Consider the following 16918-nt stretch of genomic DNA (forward strand, 5'->3'; position numbering starts at 1 on the left):
TATAATGAATTATCTCTGGGAAACCTTTAAGATTACTTTTTACCTTGTTTTAGTAATTGGCTTTATTTTAGCAATTTATTATCTTTTGAAAAACAGATTTAATTTAACCAATTCCAGGCAGATGGAAATAATTGATACAATGCGGTTGGCCAATGGAGAGACAATTTATCTGGTTAAGGTTTTTAACGAAATTGTAATGCTTGGTGGTAGTAAAGAAGAATTAAATTATTTGCGAAGCTGGCCGATCGATCAGTTAGATTTCGATTTTAATGATTTGAGAAAAGAAAAAGGGAAAAAAGGAGATTTTAAAGATAAGCTAAAAAGTATTCTGGCTAAAGATAAAAGTTCTAACAGCAGTGATCAGGATGTTTAAAAGATTATTTTTAATTGCTCTGGTAATATTATTGTTATTTAATTTCAGTTTTTCTGTTTCAGCTCAGGATTTTAATATTCCAAATATTTCTTTTCAAATTGGAGATGAGGGAGCTGAAAATCAGGGGGATGATTTAGTTTTATCACTTCAAATTTTACTCCTGCTGACAGTTTTATCTCTTGCTCCGGCAATCATAATACTTTTTACATCTTTTACCAGAATCATAATTGTTTTTTCAATATTAAAGAGGGCACTTGCTTTAAATAATATGCCGCCCAACCAGGTTTTAATTGGAATTGCAATATTTTTAACTATATTTATTATGTCTCCTGTCTGGCAGGGGGTAAATCAGAATGCTCTTCAGCCCTATCTTGCTGATGAAATAAGTCTGGAAGAAGCTTATCAGAATACTATTTCTCCAGTTAGAGAATTTATGTTTAATCAGGTTGATGAACGTTCACTGGCACTATTCACTAACATTGCGGAGATTGAGCGACCGGAGACCAGGGAAGACCTTCCAACATTTGTTTTAATTCCCGCTTTTTTAGTTAATGAGATTAAAATAGCCTTTCAGATTGGATTTTTATTATATATTCCATTTTTGATGATAGATATGATTGTAGCCAGTATTTTAATGTCGATGGGTATGATGATGTTACCACCGGTTATTATCTCATTACCGTTTAAAATTTTACTATTTGTTCTGGCAGATGGCTGGCATCTTTTAATTGGTTCTTTAATCGAAACTTTTTTCTAATTAATTAAAAAAACTTATTTTTAATTGCTAATTTTAAATAATTTGGGAGTTGAAGCATATGGGAGAAGCGGTAGTTCTTGATATTGGAAGACAGGCCTTATATACTGTTATTATTGTTGTTTTGCCAGTTCTGGGAGCGGGTTTGATTACCGGTCTTTTAGTTGCTATTTTTCAGGCTACAACTCAGATTCAGGAACAGACACTGGCCTTTGTCCCCAAAATATTTGCTGTACTGGCTTCGATAGCTTTTTTTGGTCCCTGGATAATGACAACTGTTGTAGAGTTTGTGCAGGAACTTCTGCAGAATATTCCTACCTATATTAGTTAGGGGCTGATTATAAGTGATAGATGGATTAATGATTAACGAACATATTTACCTATTCTTTCTAATTTTGAGCCGCTATCTGGGAATGATGCTTTTAACCCCCATATTTAGCAGTCGAGTAATATTATATCAGATTAAAATTTTAGTAGCGGTGAGTCTGGCTGTTCTTACATTTCCACTTGTAGTAGGGAATTATCCTGCAGTTTATCCGGACAGTAATTTGCTGGTGATTATTGAAATTATCAGTGAAGCAAGTATTGGCCTTTTTATGGGCCTGGCTGTTTTTCTAGTTTTTTCTGCAGTCCAGTTAGGTGGTCAAATTGTTGATATGCGGATGGGTTTCAGAATTGCCAATGTTGTTGATCCGTTTAGTGGAGTAGATTCACCGGTGATTGGACAGCTGAAAAATATTTTTGTAACTTTAATTTTTCTGGCTTTAAATGGTCATTTGCTTTTAATCAAACATCTATATCAGTCATTTGAGATTATTCCTCCTGGGCGAGTTAATTTTTCTTCAGAACTCTGGCAGTATTTTTTTAGAAGAAGTGCTGATATGTTTCTACTTGCAGTTAAGATTGCTCTGCCGATAGCTGGAGCTATCTTTTTTATTGACATTATACTTGCTTTTCTGGCAAGATCAGTACCACAGATGAATCTATTTATAATTGGACTACCAATTAAAATTATGGCTGGTTTGATTTTGATATTTGTTTTAATGCCGGTTTTAAACCACTATTATGCAGAAATATTAATGGATGTCATTAATGAAATTCCGGCTCTCTTTAAATTGATTGCACCCTAGTTTTACTGTGATTTGAAGGAGTATATTAGATTAATAATATTTTTAGCTTATTATAAATTGAACTGAAGGAGATAAAATTATGGCGGATAATGGAACTGGTGAAAAAACAGAAGAAGCCACGCCCAAACGGAAAAGAGAGGCCAGAGAAGAAGGTAATGTGGCCAAGGGAAAAGAAATAAGTCAGGCTTTTACGCTGCTGGCAAGTTTTATGTTTCTTTATTTTTTAATGCAGCAGATATTTTTTGGTGTACTTAATCAACTTCAGTATTATTTTAAAAACTTAATTGTCAGACCGTTTACAATTAATATGGCTTTTAATATTTTATATGATGCTTTTTTTTCAGTGGTAGAAACTATTTATCCAATTATGATAGTTACTGCTGCAGCAGGAATTTTGGTCAATTTTCTACAAATTGGAGCTCTCTTTACAACCAAACCTCTGGTGCCTGATCTTAAAAAAATAGATCCGATTAAAGGTGCAAAAAACATTTTTTCACTCAAGGGGTTTGTTGAATTATTAAAATCATTATTTAAGCTGGCTGTGATTGCAGTTATTGCTTATCGTTTTTTAATGAATAATCTTAATATATTTGAAAATAGTATTCACCAGGGACTGGATCAGTCACTGGTTGCTATTGCTGGTTTGATTACCAGGATGGCTTTTGCAATTATTGCTGCTTTAGTAATTTTGGGAGTACTAGATTTACTTTATCAAAGATGGCAGCACAATAAGGATCTTAAGATGTCTAAATATGAAGTAAAACAGGAACGAAAAGAGATGGAAGGGGATCCCATGATTCAGCAGCAGCGGAAGCAGAGACAGCGAGAGATGAGTATGAATCGTATGATGTCTTCTGTCAAAGATGCTGATGTAGTAATCACTAATCCTACTCATATTGCTGTAGCACTGGAATATGATCTGGAGGATATGGAAGCTCCTGTGGTTGTGGCTAAAGGTGAAGATTTTATTGCTCAGAAAATAAAAGAAAGAGCAAGAGATGCAGAGGTCGAAATAGTTGAAAACAAACCACTGGCTCGTTCCTTAAATAAAATGACGGAGATTGGTGATCAGGTTCCGGTTGAGCTTTATCAGGCAGTGGCTGAAATCCTGGCAAAAATATTTCAAAATAGAAATTAAAGAGATTAATTTATTAATTGCTATATTTTGTTTTAATTTAGTCTGATAGTTGATATAATAAGAACAACTTGTTTTAAATTTTTTACTTATACTGGTGGAGGTTAATTTTATTAGTGGATAATACTGCAGCTTTTACAAATATAACAAAAAATATGGATATAATTTTTGCTTTAATGGTAGTTGGAATAATTGTAATGTTTATTATTCCCTTACCAACTATGCTTTTGGATATGCTGCTGGCTGCCAATATAACCTTTTCAATGGTTGTTATTCTGGTGAGTATTTATACCACAGAGCCACTGGACCTTTCAGTTTTTCCCTCTCTTTTACTTTTTGCAACTCTTTTTAGACTGGGGCTTAATGTTTCTACGACCAGATTAATTTTAGGTCAGGGTTATGCTGGAGAAATCATAATGAGTTTTGGTGATTTTGTGGTCGGGGGAAATTATGTTGTTGGTCTGATAATCTTTTTAATTTTGGTAGTTATACAGTTTGTTGTAATTACTAAAGGTGCAGAGCGAGTTGCAGAAGTAGCAGCTCGATTTACTCTAGATGCAATGCCCGGTAAACAGATGAGTATTGATGCTGATTTAAATGCAGGTATTATTGACGAAAGAGAAGCAAAAAGAGAAAGAGAAAAAATTAGACAGGAAGCAGATTTTTATGGAGCAATGGATGGTGCCAGTAAATTTGTAAAAGGTGATGCTATTGCCGGTATTATTATAACTTTTATTAATATTATAGGTGGACTTGTTATTGGAATGTTACAGCAGGGAATGGGTTTTGGCGAAGCTTCTCAAACATATATTCTTTTAACTGTTGGTGATGGTCTGGTTTCTCAAATTTCTGCACTTCTAATTTCTACAGCTACCGGTATGGTGGTCACCAGAGCTGCCTCTGATAATAATATGGGTAATGAGATGACGGAACAGCTTTTAAAACAGCCTAAAGCTCTTTTTATAGCTGCGGGAGTTTTATTAGTACTTGGCTTTGTTCCCGGTTTACCTACAATTCCATTTTTAGTGCTGGCAGTATTTATTGCTACTATGGCGTATTTAATTATCAGGACCGCTCAGGTTGAAGCTCCGAGAGAAAAGAAAAAAGAAAAAGCGGAGTTAAGCCCGGAAGAAAAACAGGAGATGAAGGAACAAGAAATAAAACAGCTGATAAAAGTTGATAAACTTGAAATTGAAGTTGGATATAACCTAATTTCGCTTGTTCTTCCCGAACAGGGTGGAGACTTTTTAGATAGAGTTGCCAATATCAGAAAGCAGATTGCTATGGAGCTGGGTATTATTTTACCACCGGTAAGAATTGTGGACAACTTACAGCTGCAGCCAAACACATATAAGATTAAGCTGCAGGGAGTAGAAATAAGCGAATACCAATTATTTGCTGATAAATATCTGGCTATGGATCCAGGTGATACTTTTGAAGATATAGAAGGAGTAGATACTGAAGAGCCCGCCTTCGGTACACCTGCTATCTGGATTGAGGCTGAACAGCGGGAAAGAGCTGAGATGGCAAATTACACAGTAGTAGATCCTGGTTCAGTCATGGCTACTCATTTAACTGAAATTATTAAATCTCATGCTTATGAATTGCTGGGCAGAGAAGAAGTCAAAAAATTAATTGATAATGTAAAAGAGGATAATCAGGCTGTAGTGGATGAACTTATGCCGGATCTTATGAATCTGGGAGAAATTCAGAAAATACTGCAGAATCTATTGTGGGAAAATATTCCAATAAAAAATCTGGTTTTAATTTTAGAAACTCTGGCAGATCATGCTGCTCGAACTAAAGACCAGACTATTTTGACTGAATATGTACGTCAGGGATTATCCCGACAGATCAGTAATCAGTTTACTGATGAGAATAACAATTTAAATGTTTTTACTATTGATCCGCAGAAAGAGGAAAAACTGGCCAATTCTCTGGAGCAGTCTGATCAGGGTAATTATTTATCTTTACAGCCGGCTGAGGCACAAAATTTAATTAATAGTATAGTTCAGCAGGCTAAGCAGTTATTAGAACAGGGAAGAGAGCCCATTTTATTGACTTCACCAATGATTAGAAGGCCAATTAAAGAAATGGTACATCGAACTTTCTCTGATCTAACAGTACTCTCTTTTAATGAGTTGGAATCTGATGTTGAACTTCAGGTTCAGGGGGTTGTTAATTAAATGAAAGTAAAAAAATATACTGGCGAAACAATGCAGGATGTAATTTTTCAGGTTAAGGCTGATCTGGGACCTGAGGCTGTTATTGTAAATAAAAGAAAATTGAAACAGGGTGGGTTTTTCGGATTTTTCGGAAAAGAGGTTTTTGAGGTAGTTGCTGCTTTGGATAGTAAAGAGTCTGATTCAGAGACTACAGTAAAAGAAGATAATAATGATGATATTGTTGAAATTTCAAACTATGGAAGAAAAACGAGGAAAGTTGAGAGAACTAAGATCCAGAAAACTGCAAGTAAAGATCCTGAAAATAAAAATGCAATTAAAGAATTTATAGATGATTTAAAAACTGCTGCCGGATCTGAAGTAGATGTAACAGAAAAAAAATCAGAGCAGCCGAAACAAACTAAAACCAGCAATCAGACTGTAGAGCCGGAAAACTCTTTTAAAAAAGAATTAAAAAATCAGCAGAATTTAACAGCTGCTCAAAAACTGCAGAATAAATTTGATCAAAAAAATCCAGGAAATAAAAATAAAAATTTAAATAATAGTAATCAATTATATAATTATCTGTTAGAGCAGGGAGTAGACAGCAGAAATGTTAATCTGTTTTTAAAGGAAATGGATATAAAAACAGCTTCAGCAGGTGAAAATAACTTTGAGAGTCGTTTAAAAGAATTTTTAGGAATTTATTTTGCTGAAAATGAGGCAATAAAATTAGATTCAGCTCAAAAAGTTGTTTCTTTTATCGGTCCAACCGGAGTCGGCAAAACCACAACTATGGCAAAAATTGCTGCTCACTTTGCAGTAGATAAAAATAAAAATGTTGGTTTAATTACAGCTGATACCTATCGGATAGCTGCAGTAGAACAGCTGCAGACTTATAGTAAAATTATCGATATTCCATTTGCTGTCTGTTACAGCAGTTCTAAGCTGGAAGAAATGATTGCAGGACAGTTTAGAAATTGTGATTTAGTTTTGATTGACACTCCGGGCAGCAGCTGGAAAGATCAGATTCAGTTAGGGCGACTAAAAGACTATGTTGATCACACTCTGGTAGATGAGGTCCATTTATTATTAAGTTTAAATACTAAAAGCAGTGATCTGCGCAGTATTATCTCTGAGTTTTCCAAACTTAAACCTGATAGAGCTCTGCTGACAAAACTGGACGAAACAAGTAGTTATGGAGATATAATAAATATTAAAGAGAATTATAACCTGTCGTTATCCTATTTAACTTGTGGTCAGGATGTTCCCGAAGATTTTGAAATAGCAGGAGCTGATCAGATATACAGTTATTTATTTGGTGATTTTTATGCGTAGTCAGGCAGCAAAATTAAAAGAAATAATGCAGGAAAAAAAAGAAAAGGTTGAGGTAAAGGAATTTGAAACTTCATCCACCCGGACCATAGCGATTGCCAGTGGTAAAGGTGGTGTTGGCAAATCAACCTTTACAGTTAATTTTGCCTATAATCTTAGCAAGCTGGACAAAGAAGTTCTAATTATTGACAGTGATATTGGGATGGCTAATCTCGATATTATGCTGGGAGTACAACCTAACTATGATATGGGACACCTTTTGCGGGGAGAATGCAGTCTGGAAGATGCTGTGATAGAAGGTCCCGCTGGAATTAAACTATTAAGTGGTATTACCGGTGATGATAGTTTTATTGATATTCAAAATGATGCTATGCAAAAATTAATTGATCTGGGAGATCAGATTGAAAAAAATTATGATTATCTCTTAATTGATCTGGGGGCTGGGGCAGCAAAAAGTATTGTAAATACAATCCTGGCTGCTGAAGAGTTGATCCTTCTTTTAACTACAGAACCAACCTCTGTTATGGATAGTTACAGTTTAATTAAAATTCTGGCCAATCACAAATATAATAAACCGATCAAAATGGTAATTAACCAGACTGAGGACGAAAAGGATGCTCAAAAAACTGCCAAAAGAATTATCAAGACAGTTAAAAATTATCTTGATTTAGATCTAACTTTAATTGGCAGTATAGCTCATGATCGAAAGATTAGTGCTGCACTGCGCAGACAAAAACCTTATTCTGAATTATTTTCTAATCGGAAAGCAGCCAGAGATTTTGAAAATCTGGCAAGAAAAATTACCGGTGCTGAAAAAGAACAGCAGGCAAAAGGTGTAAAAAGTTATTTTTACAAAATGGTTGGTTTTTTTAATAAACATGTTAAATAGTCGATGGAGTTGAGAATATGAAGGAATTAGAGGTTAATCAAAAACTTGAAATAGAAGTTTTATCAGGTTCCTATCAGGGAAACTATTTAAGTAAAGTAGCAGATTTTCTGGAGGCTGGAATTATAATTACAGGTCTCTATCGCGAGGGAGCACCACTTCCTCTTAGATTAGATCAGACAATTAATGTTTATTATACTACTGATCGGGCTGCTTATAAATTTAAATCTAAAATTTTAAAAAGAACCAATAAACCGATACCATTACTTTTAATTGAAAGAGCTGATTCGGTAACTCGAATTCAGAGGCGTGATTATTTCAGACTCGATGTTACCGGTACGGTTGATATATATAAGATGATGGATGACAAAAAATATCCAAAAAAAATTTCCGAAGCCAGACTGCTGGATATAAGTGGTGGAGGGATTCAAATGCAGTTAAAAAAGAAATTCAAAAAAAATGAAGAAATACTAATCAGTTTAAAAAATATTCTGCCACCAAAAGAATTTATTAAAGCAAAAATTGTTCGAATCCAGCGGGAAAATAATGAGCTCAACAACTATGGAGTTCAGTTTGTAGAAATTGAAGAAGAGCAGCGAGAACAGATAATACAGTGGATTTTTGCCTATCAGCGTAAAAGCAGAAAAAAAGGTTTGAGATAGATGTTAGTAAACTCGCTTATTATAGGGCTAATTACATATACAGCTGCAGTTATTTATAATTTAATTATACGACAAAGTTTGGAGTTGGTTTTTTTTCTGGGGCTCAAATTTTTAGTTTATTCAACCCTGATGACTTTTTTTCTGCAGCTCAGTTATTATTTAATTAAAGATTATAATTCAGGTGCTGCAACTGAGATAGAAAATTCGGAAGACGAAAATGGACAGCTAAATTCTGAATCGGAACTGAATGATCAGGGAGAAACAGCTACCGACTCAGAAGCAGGGCAGGAATTTGCTGAATCTGCAGTTGAAAATGAGTTCGATAATCAGGAGTTTTCAGCTTTTAACCCAGAAGAATTTGACTATCAGCAGGATAATAACTAATTAAAGGGAGATTATTATGGCTTTAGATAAATTACTCTGGAAAAAATACAGGCTAAATAATAATCAGCAGGCTAGAGAAGAGATTATCTTAAAACATCTGGGACTGGTAAGGTATGCTGTAGGTAGAATTATTATTATGCTTCCTGATCAAATTGAAGCTGAAGATTTAGAAAGTTATGGAATAATTGGTTTGATTGAGGCAGTAGAAAAATTTGACTATCAAAGAGGAGTTGAATTTTCTACTTTTGCTCTGCCAAGGATTAAGGGAGAAATTTATGATTATTTAAGAAGTAAGGACTGGCTTCCGGATAATATGCGAAGAGAATTAAAAAGAGTAGAAGAGCAGCGAGAAAATTTTAAGGCTAAAACCGGCAGAGAGCCAGATCAAAAAGAACTTTCAGAATTAACAGGAATTAGTGAAAATAGATTAAATACTATTGAAAGACACAGTCAGCTGGCTAATTGGATTTCACTGTCCCATGAATTTGATGGAGCTGAATTAATAGAATTAATTGCTGCTGATCTTGATCAGGCAGTTGATAGATTAACAGATCAGGAAGCTGTTGATTTGTTATCTAAAAAAATTGATTTGCTTTCTGAAAACGAAAAACTGGTTTTAACTTTATATTACTATGAAGAACTAACTCAGGTTGAAATAGCAGAAGTGCTAGAGTTGTCTGCAGCAAGAGTTTCTCAGCTGCATAGTCAGGCAATTCGACGCCTGCGGGGAATGCTGAGTAGATCAAAAGAATATTTTTTCTAATGAGAGGTAGGTAATTAAAAGTGAGTAAAGAGCAGTTTGATAGAAAAGACCAGAATTGTCTGCTTAAGTTTACAGAAGATGAAATATTATTGAAATTAAGGTTGGATAATAATCCAGATTTACTAGAGATTGAAGATTTTTTAGTAGAAAATAATATTATGGAAGCAGATTATGAAAAAATAAAAAAAGCACTAAGTAATGAGCAGGAAGAATGGTTTAAAATTGCTGAAAATATAAATTTGCCTTCCGAAGATGATAAAATAGAAATTGAAGTTTCTAATGATGGATTAAAAGTTTTATTAGATTTTACTCCGGGTAGAGATGGGAAGGAAATTAAATTTGGAGATTTAAAAGAGCTGCTGGCAGATAAGAATATTAGCTATGGAATCAAAGAAGAAAAAATAAAACAGGTTTTAAAAATTAGACAGCCGGTAAAAAGAGAAGTAATTGCTGAAGGGAAAGAACCTTTACCGGGAGAAGATGGATATCTAATCTATCATTTTGAAGAGAAGGAAAATAATATTGGTACTCTACGAGAAGATGGAACCATGGATTTTCATTCCAAAAATTTAATTAATAATGTTCGCCGGGGAGAAAAAATTGTAACAATGGTAGAACCAACCGCAGGCGAACCAGGAAAAGATGTTTTTGGAGAAGAAATTAAAGCTCCTGTTCCTAAGTCCGTAAAATTACCTCGTGCCAAAAACACTGTCAAAAAAAATAACAGCATTTATGCTGCTAAAGACGGTCAGATAGTGCGTAATGGGACAAAAATATCTATTAATCCTGTTTATCAGGTCAAAGGGGATGTAGACCTGGAAGAAGGTAATATAGATTTTGTTGGTAGTGTTAAAATTAGTGGTAATGTTAGAGAAGGTTTTGTTGTTAAAGCTTCTGGAGATATAGAAATTGCAGGAAATGTAGGTGCTGCAAAAATTGAAAGTGGAGGTAGTGTTTTAATAAAAAAAGGTTTTTTGGGCAGGAATAAAGGCGAAATTAATGCCAGTGGTGATGTAAATGCTCGTTTTGTAGAAAATGCTGAAATTAAAGCCAATAATGTAAGAGTACATGAGGCAATAATGCACAGTCATGTTACTGCTAAAAATAGTGTTATAGTAAGTGGAGGTAAAGGTTTAATTGTTGGCGGGCGGGTTATGGCCCAAAATATCATCGAAGCAAATATGATTGGCTCCAGTCTGGCAACAAAGACATATATTGAGATTGGGCTGGAGCCAGAACTGCGCAAGAAATTCAAAGCTGCCAAAGATGAGCTGGAGACAGTGGAGAACAATCTGGATAAGGTAATCAAAAGTGTAGATCTATTAAAATCAATGAAAGAAAAAGGAATCAAGTTACCAGCAAATAAGCGAGAAATGTTTTCTAAATTAAAAGCTACTAAAGATGAGCTGGAAGAAAGAAAATCAGAACTTGAGTCTGAAATTGAAGAACTGGAAGAACAGTTAACTGCATCTGAGGAGGCGGTTATAAAAGTTAATAACTGTATTTTCCCTGGAGTACAGCTTTTAAGTAGTAAGGATAAAATGATTATTCGCAACAAAATTTCGAAATGTGCCTTTACTGAAGTTAATAAGGAGTTAAGACAGAAAACTAATTTATAAGGAGGTGTTAAAATGATTAGAGGCTTATATACTGCCGCTTCTTCGATGAATGTGCTGGAGAAAAAGACAAATATTCGTTCCAATAATCTGGCCAATGTTAATACAGCCGGCTTTAAAAAATCAGAAGCTATCACTGCTTCTTTTCCCGAAATGCTTTTAAGCAGGATTGAAAATGGTAAAGCTGATAAGGAAATAGGTGAGTTGGCAACAGGTTCCTATGTGGAGCAGAGTTTTAAAGACATGAGTCAGGGGGTTTTTCAACGCACTGATAATTATTTAGATTTTGCTGTTGAAGGGAAAGGATTTTTTGTAATTGAAACTGATGCAGGCAACAGATACACTCGGGATGGTAATTTTACTATCAATTCTGATTCCGAGCTTGTAACCCAGAGCGGCAATTATGTGCTGGATAGTGCTGGAGAGAGAATTCAGCTTATTCCTGACCAGGATTTTAGGGTTAGTGCTGACGGACAGATCACTTTTAATAATGGTCTTCAGGGAGCACAGATTGCACTGATGAATTTTGAAGATGAGTCCCAATTACTGCAGCAGGGTGATAATCTTTATGCAGCTCAGGAAGGGGCAGTAGCTGTTGAAACTGACGCTGGAATTGCTCAGGGGTATTTAGAAGGTTCTAATGTTAAAATTGTAGAAGAAATGGCAAAAATGATTAAGACTACCCGGCATTATGAATCAAACCAGAAAGTCATTAGTAGTATTGATGAGACATTAAACAAAGTGATTAATGAAGTTGGACGGGCATAAATATTTTAGATTGAGAGCCGGACCTGAAAAGGAAGCTCTTACTGCTGTTGACTGAAAGAGACAGCAGTTTTCAATTAAATTTATTTCAGTCTGTCCACTTCCAAAAAAATAAATGAGGTGGAAAATATGATTAGTGCTTTATGGACATCAGCAACAGGAATGAATTCACAGCAGACTAATATCGATGTTATTTCTAATAACCTGGCCAATGTAAATACAAGTGGATTTAAAAAATCTAAAATTAATTTTGCGGATTTAATTTATACAAATATGAGAGAATCCGGGACACCAAATGCTCAGGGAGCAGAAATTCCGACCGGGATTGAGGTTGGTCATGGATCTAAAGTTAACAGTACCCAGAAAATATTTACTCAGGGAAATATTCAAAATACTGATAGTCCCCTGGATATGGTTATTGAAGGAGATGGCTTCTTTAGAATACAGCTGCCAGATGGGAATTATGCTTATACCAGAGATGGTTCCTTTAAACAGGACAGTAATGGTAATATAGTTACTTCGGATGGTTATCAGATAGACCCTGGATTTCAGATTCCACAGGAAGCGACAGAAATATCAATAACTTCCGATGGTACAGTAAATGCCAAAGTGAATGGTGAAAATCAACAACTGGGTCAAATTCAGTTATATCGTTTTGCCAATCCAGCCGGTCTTTCCAGTGAAGGAAGGAATCTTTATTTACAGACAGTTGCTTCCGGGCAGGCTATGCAGGGAGTTCCTGGAGAAGCTGGTTTTGGTACAGTAACTCAGGGCTTTTTAGAAATGTCAAATGTTAAAGTAGTAGAAGAAATGGTAAATATGATTGCAGCTCAGAGAGCATATGAGACTAACTCAAAGGCTATTCAGGCTTCGGATGAGATGCTGCAGACAGCTAATCAGCTGAAGAGATAATAAGTTGCTAACTATTGAATAAAGCAGTGGCCAGAGGTGCATAATTATGAAGAAAATAATTGTTTTTTTAACGGTGATCTTAACAATAATTATAACTACTAATACTGCTGCTTTTGAAATTGAAATACAAAAAGAAGTAGAAGTTAGTTCTGCCGAGATTTATCTGGGCGAAATTGCTCAAATTAAAGCTCCAGAGCTCTCTGATTCTGCTCTGAGTGAACTCAAAAATTTAGTTTTTAAATCTTCTCCCAGTCCAGGATATCAAAAAAGGCTGAGTCGAGTTCTTGTTGATTTAAGCATCCAAAATCTGGACTATAAAAAATCACAGTTTAAACTCCGGATGCCGGCAACAGTAATTGTTCGCCGTCGAAGTAGGGTGATTACCGAGGATGAGATTTCTAGGTTGGTTAAAGATTATTTAAAAACTGAGCTTGACTTTAAGGCTGAAGATATATTAATTGAAAGTAAAAGTTCTACCCATAATATTGAAATTGCAGCAGGTGATTATCAAATAAAGGTTGCTGAAAACCAAAATTTATCTCTGTCGGATATTAATCTAAAGCTTGAAATATGGCAGAATGATAAAAAAATACGAAGTCTTTTTTATCCTGTTAAAGTCAAACTGCTGCTTAAGGTGCTGACAGCAGATAAAAGTTTAAAAAGTAATTCAAAAATTAATAAATCGGACTTTTCAATTCGAGAGCAAAAGATTTCAGGTGATCCAGCAGAAGTTATTCAGAGCTGGTCAGAAGTCGATTTCAATAATGTTCAATTATCAAGGCGATTAAAAAAAGGTGAAATACTAAAGTCAAATTATTTAAAGACCCCCTATGTAGTAAAATGGGGACAAAAATTACATTTAAAAGTTGAAGTTAATAATATAAAAGTTTCTACCTTTGTAGAGGCTAAAGAAAGAGGAAAAATTGGTGAAATCATTACGGTTGAAAATTTAAACAGTGGTTATCAATTTCAGGTTGAAGTAGTTTCACCAACTGAGGTTAAAATGATCTCAGATTAAGAGAGGTGCAAATATGTATTATTTAGGTAAATTTAAACTGATTAGTATAGTACTTATAATAGTTTTTCTGGCAACTTCTGCTGCAGCTGCAGAATCACTCTGGAGCGATAATTCTAAAGGTTTGTACCAGGATTATCCGGAGTATGAAATGGGAGATATAATTACTGTAGTAATTGAGGAAGACGCTAGTGCTATTCAGAGCGCTAATTCTGATGCGAGTCAGGGTAGTGATTACAATGCTGAAGGAAGTGGATTTTTAGATTTTCTTCCTTTCTTTGATTTCAGTTATTCAGATTCAGAATCCGCAGATGGTCAGACTCAACGAAGTGGTACTCTGGAGGCAGACATAACGACTGAGGTAGTAGAATTACGAGAAAATGGTAATCTTAAAATTCAGGGAACAAAAAGGGTAAAAATTAATGGTGAAATTCAGACAATTATCTTAGAAGGAGTAATTCGACCACAGGATATTAATTTTGATAATGAAGTTTCTTCCAAAAGGGTCAGTAATGCAAATATAGAATATGAAGGGGAGGGTGTTGTTGGTGATAAACAGGACCCGGGAGTTTTAACTAGATTATTTAATTTTATTTTTTAGTATTTGAAAGAAGGGATAGTTTGTTTAATTTAATGAAATCGAAAGCTTTTGGAACTATATTTATTTCTATTTTTTTGCTGCTGATCAGTTCGACACTGACTGCAGCAGTTAATGATCCTCAGGTCGAAATTGGTAATATAACCAGGATTAAGGGACAGCGTGTTAATCAGTTAATTGGCTATGGTATTGTAGTTGGATTAAACGGAAGTGGTGATTCCAATAGAAGTCAGGCTACAGTTCAGAGTGTTGCCAATATGCTGCAGAATTTTGGTGTTAATGTAACAGATAATCAGGTTGCAAGCCAGAATATAGCTGCAGTTATGGTAACTGCAGAGCTGCCACCTGTGGCTCATAATGGTGACCCAATTGATATTACAGTAAGTTCGATTGGTGATGCTGATAGTTTACAGGGAGGAACATTATTATTAACACCTCTTCAGGCTCCAAATGGTGAAGTTTATGCTTCTGCTCAGGGTCCACTTTCTGTCGGTGGTTACAGTGTAGGCGGTAGTTCTAATTCAGAACAGCAAAATCATCCTACTGTTGGCAGAATACCTGGAGGTGCTCTGGTAGAAAAAGAAATTAATTCTAGCCTGGATAAAAATCAACTGACTTATGTACTTGCCAATCCAAATTTTAAAACTGCCAGTCAGATTACAACAACAATTAATAATAATTTTGGTCAGGGTACAGCCCGGGCATTGAATGACTCAACAATTCAAATTTCAAAACCAGCAAACTTTAACCAGGGAATGGTTAATTTTATTGCCCAGGTGAACAGCTTAAAAGTGACTCCTGCTGTTGAAGCCAGAGTTGTAATTGACGAAAAAACTGGTACTGTTGTTTTCAGTCATAATGTTCAGATATCTACTGTAGCAGTTGCTCATGGTAATCTCTCAGTTAGTATTTCTACTCAGGAAAATGTATCACAGCCACCACCACTTAGCCCGGGAGAAACTACTGTGACTGAGGATGTTAAGATTAAAGTAGATGAAGGCCAACAGGGTAATATGATGGTTGTAAGTCAGGAAAATACTATTGAAGATCTTGTGACAGCTTTAAATGCTATTGGTGCAACTCCGCGGGATATTATTTCAATTATCCAGAAAATTGATGCTGCTGGGGCGCTGCATGCAGAATTAATAATTCAGTAAATAGTCGAAATAAAATAACTGGTAGGAAAACGAGGTGTAAGAATGGTTAAACTCAATAGTAATTATCATCAACTGGCTCAGTATCAGCTTAATAAACAGCAGAATCTGAAGTCAGAAAATAGTATTAAAACTTCTGCTGGAAAAGAAGAAAATCTGGAAAAAGCTGCTCAGGAGTTCAGTTCTATTTTCATTGAGAAAATGTTTGCTTCAATGAAAAAAACACTTGCTGATGATAAAATGCTTGATGGTGGTTATGCAGAAGATGTTTTTTCGGATATGTTGTACCGAGAATACAGTCAGATGGCAGGAAAGCAGGGAATGTTGGCTGAACTTAATCAGGCTCTGGTTGAGCAGCTTAAAAACACCTAACTTTTAACTGAATTGATATCAAATATTTTGACAATTTATTCTGGCTGATGTATAATATTAGGTAATTAGAAAAGCTAATAGAGATTAGCTTAAAATTAGTTGAGATTAGTAAAAAAATAAAAAGGAGAGATGAGTTGAGATGAGAATTAGTACAAAAGATTTAGCACAGGCGGCTTTGTTGGTGGCGATTGGATTTATTTTACATGCATTTTTCCCTCCAATAGTGATGGGAATGAAGCCTGACTTTGCTCTGGCAATGATGTTTATTTTATTGATTATCAAACAGGATTTTAAATTGGGCTTTTTAGTTGCAGTATCTACTGGTATTTTTACTGCTTTGACCACAGGTTTTCCTGGTGGACAGGTAGCAAATATGGTAGATAAACTATTAACATTTATGATAGTTTATCCTTTAATACCAATTATAGTAAAATTACCATCGAGAAAATTATCTACAGGTATTATTACAGCTTTTGGTACTCTTTTGAGTGGTTGTATATTCTTGGGTACAGCTGCATTGCTAGTTGGATTGCCCGGTCCCTTTACGGTTTTATTTTCGACAGTAGTAATTCCAGCAGCAGCAGTTAATACTATTACAGCAGTAATTGTATTCAGTGTAGTTGATTTTGCAATGGATGTAGAAGTTAAAGGAGCCAAAAACGAAGTTGTTTAGTTGAAAATTTAATTTTTATTAACCTCTCATTTAAGTTGAGAGGTTATTTTTTTGTCAAAAAAATAAAAATTTAATCTAATTTTAATCTTATTTAGTTGCATACTCAACTAATTTCTGTTATAATTTTAGCAAGATAGTTGAGAGTGCAACTAAATTTAAAAGAGGTGAGAAAATGAAGATAGATGCTCCAATCGGAAAATGGATAGCAAAATTATATAAAGATCATGAT

19 protein-coding genes are annotated in these 16918 nt (G+C 34.9%); all 19 read left to right on the top strand.

Annotated elements, in window-relative coordinates:
• Positions 1-4: 4 nt before the first annotated feature.
• Positions 5-373 (top strand): flagellar biosynthetic protein FliO, encoded by a 369-nt coding sequence (locus CI949_RS03070; RefSeq protein ID WP_076544428.1) that lies wholly within the window; start codon positions 5-7, stop codon positions 371-373.
• Entirely contained in the window at positions 366-1130 is a 765-nt protein-coding gene (fliP, locus tag CI949_RS03075) for a flagellar type III secretion system pore protein FliP (RefSeq protein WP_076544427.1), read from the top strand. Before CI949_RS03070 ends, fliP begins: the two co-directional genes overlap by 8 nt.
• Positions 1131-1188: 58 nt before the next feature.
• Positions 1189-1458 carry a flagellar biosynthesis protein FliQ gene (gene fliQ, locus CI949_RS03080; RefSeq protein WP_076544426.1) on the top strand — a complete coding sequence of 90 codons (270 nt, stop codon included), beginning with the start codon at positions 1189-1191 and terminating at the stop codon, positions 1456-1458.
• Between the two features lie 13 nt (positions 1459-1471).
• Positions 1472-2257, top strand: coding sequence for a flagellar biosynthetic protein FliR (gene fliR / locus CI949_RS03085; protein ID WP_076544425.1), 786 nt, complete (start codon positions 1472-1474; stop codon positions 2255-2257).
• A 79-nt stretch (positions 2258-2336) separates the two neighbouring features.
• The gene (flhB, locus tag CI949_RS03090; RefSeq protein ID WP_076544424.1) at positions 2337-3395 is read left to right on the top strand and encodes a flagellar biosynthesis protein FlhB; all 1059 of its coding nucleotides are present in this window, start codon (positions 2337-2339) and stop codon (positions 3393-3395) included.
• A 152-nt stretch (positions 3396-3547) separates the two neighbouring features.
• Complete coding sequence (gene flhA, locus CI949_RS03095) at positions 3548-5578, top strand: flagellar biosynthesis protein FlhA (protein WP_365941429.1); 2031 nt, start codon at positions 3548-3550, stop codon at positions 5576-5578.
• Positions 5579-6892 carry a flagellar biosynthesis protein FlhF gene (gene flhF / locus CI949_RS03100; RefSeq protein WP_076544422.1) on the top strand — a complete coding sequence of 438 codons (1314 nt, stop codon included), beginning with the start codon at positions 5579-5581 and terminating at the stop codon, positions 6890-6892.
• Positions 6885-7778: a MinD/ParA family protein gene (locus CI949_RS03105; protein ID WP_076544421.1), complete on the top strand. Its 894-nt coding sequence runs from the start codon at positions 6885-6887 to the stop codon at positions 7776-7778. Before flhF ends, CI949_RS03105 begins: the two co-directional genes overlap by 8 nt.
• Positions 7779-7795: 17 nt before the next feature.
• On the top strand, positions 7796-8437 hold the full coding sequence (locus CI949_RS03110; protein WP_076544420.1) for a flagellar brake protein: 642 nt from the start codon (positions 7796-7798) through the stop codon (positions 8435-8437).
• On the top strand, positions 8438-8821 hold the full coding sequence (locus CI949_RS03115) for a hypothetical protein (RefSeq protein ID WP_076544419.1): 384 nt from the start codon (positions 8438-8440) through the stop codon (positions 8819-8821).
• 16 nt (positions 8822-8837) lie between these two features.
• On the top strand, positions 8838-9584 hold the full coding sequence (locus CI949_RS03120) for a sigma-70 family RNA polymerase sigma factor (protein ID WP_114489417.1): 747 nt from the start codon (positions 8838-8840) through the stop codon (positions 9582-9584).
• A 20-nt stretch (positions 9585-9604) separates the two neighbouring features.
• Positions 9605-11203 carry a DUF342 domain-containing protein gene (locus tag CI949_RS03125; RefSeq protein ID WP_114489416.1) on the top strand — a complete coding sequence of 533 codons (1599 nt, stop codon included), beginning with the start codon at positions 9605-9607 and terminating at the stop codon, positions 11201-11203.
• 12 nt (positions 11204-11215) lie between these two features.
• Entirely contained in the window at positions 11216-11968 is a 753-nt protein-coding gene (gene flgF / locus CI949_RS03130; protein WP_076544416.1) for a flagellar basal-body rod protein FlgF, read from the top strand.
• Between the two features lie 126 nt (positions 11969-12094).
• Positions 12095-12877, top strand: a complete 783-nt coding sequence (gene flgG / locus CI949_RS03135; RefSeq protein WP_076544415.1) for a flagellar basal-body rod protein FlgG — start codon at positions 12095-12097, stop codon at positions 12875-12877.
• 46 nt (positions 12878-12923) lie between these two features.
• Positions 12924-13895 carry a flagellar basal body P-ring formation chaperone FlgA gene (gene flgA / locus CI949_RS03140; protein WP_114489415.1) on the top strand — a complete coding sequence of 324 codons (972 nt, stop codon included), beginning with the start codon at positions 12924-12926 and terminating at the stop codon, positions 13893-13895.
• A 13-nt stretch (positions 13896-13908) separates the two neighbouring features.
• A complete protein-coding gene (locus CI949_RS03145) occupies positions 13909-14493 on the top strand; it encodes a flagellar basal body L-ring protein FlgH (RefSeq protein WP_076544413.1) in 585 nt (194 codons plus the stop codon).
• A gap of 20 nt (positions 14494-14513) precedes the next feature.
• Positions 14514-15647, top strand: coding sequence for a flagellar basal body P-ring protein FlgI (locus CI949_RS03150; protein WP_234978067.1), 1134 nt, complete (start codon positions 14514-14516; stop codon positions 15645-15647).
• A 42-nt stretch (positions 15648-15689) separates the two neighbouring features.
• Positions 15690-16016, top strand: a complete 327-nt coding sequence (locus CI949_RS03155; protein ID WP_076544412.1) for a rod-binding protein — start codon at positions 15690-15692, stop codon at positions 16014-16016.
• Positions 16017-16155: 139 nt separating this feature from the next.
• Positions 16156-16689 (top strand): tryptophan transporter, encoded by a 534-nt coding sequence (locus tag CI949_RS03160; protein ID WP_084566105.1) that lies wholly within the window; start codon positions 16156-16158, stop codon positions 16687-16689.
• Positions 16690-16918: the final 229 nt, after the last annotated feature.

Source organism: Halanaerobium sp. (genome assembly GCF_003070835.1).

Excerpts from the sequence above, each read along its gene's own strand:
- flgF (WP_076544416.1), top strand. The coding sequence starts at position 11,216 with ATGATTAGAGGCTTATATACTGCCGCTTCTTCGATGAATGTGCTGGAG.
- flgA (WP_114489415.1), top strand. The coding sequence starts at position 12,924 with ATGAAGAAAATAATTGTTTTTTTAACGGTGATCTTAACAATAATTATA.
- CI949_RS03115 (WP_076544419.1), top strand. The coding sequence starts at position 8,438 with ATGTTAGTAAACTCGCTTATTATAGGGCTAATTACATATACAGCTGCA.
- flhB (WP_076544424.1), top strand. The coding sequence starts at position 2,337 with ATGGCGGATAATGGAACTGGTGAAAAAACAGAAGAAGCCACGCCCAAA.
- CI949_RS03105 (WP_076544421.1), top strand. The coding sequence starts at position 6,885 with ATGCGTAGTCAGGCAGCAAAATTAAAAGAAATAATGCAGGAAAAAAAA.
- CI949_RS03070 (WP_076544428.1), top strand. The coding sequence starts at position 5 with ATGAATTATCTCTGGGAAACCTTTAAGATTACTTTTTACCTTGTTTTA.
- fliP (WP_076544427.1), top strand. The coding sequence starts at position 366 with ATGTTTAAAAGATTATTTTTAATTGCTCTGGTAATATTATTGTTATTT.
- flhA (WP_365941429.1), top strand. The coding sequence starts at position 3,548 with ATGGATATAATTTTTGCTTTAATGGTAGTTGGAATAATTGTAATGTTT.
- flhF (WP_076544422.1), top strand. The coding sequence starts at position 5,579 with ATGAAAGTAAAAAAATATACTGGCGAAACAATGCAGGATGTAATTTTT.
- fliQ (WP_076544426.1), top strand. The coding sequence starts at position 1,189 with ATGGGAGAAGCGGTAGTTCTTGATATTGGAAGACAGGCCTTATATACT.
- flgG (WP_076544415.1), top strand. The coding sequence starts at position 12,095 with ATGATTAGTGCTTTATGGACATCAGCAACAGGAATGAATTCACAGCAG.
- CI949_RS03120 (WP_114489417.1), top strand. The coding sequence starts at position 8,838 with ATGGCTTTAGATAAATTACTCTGGAAAAAATACAGGCTAAATAATAAT.
- CI949_RS03145 (WP_076544413.1), top strand. The coding sequence starts at position 13,909 with ATGTATTATTTAGGTAAATTTAAACTGATTAGTATAGTACTTATAATA.
- CI949_RS03160 (WP_084566105.1), top strand. The coding sequence starts at position 16,156 with ATGAGAATTAGTACAAAAGATTTAGCACAGGCGGCTTTGTTGGTGGCG.
- CI949_RS03155 (WP_076544412.1), top strand. The coding sequence starts at position 15,690 with ATGGTTAAACTCAATAGTAATTATCATCAACTGGCTCAGTATCAGCTT.
- CI949_RS03110 (WP_076544420.1), top strand. The coding sequence starts at position 7,796 with ATGAAGGAATTAGAGGTTAATCAAAAACTTGAAATAGAAGTTTTATCA.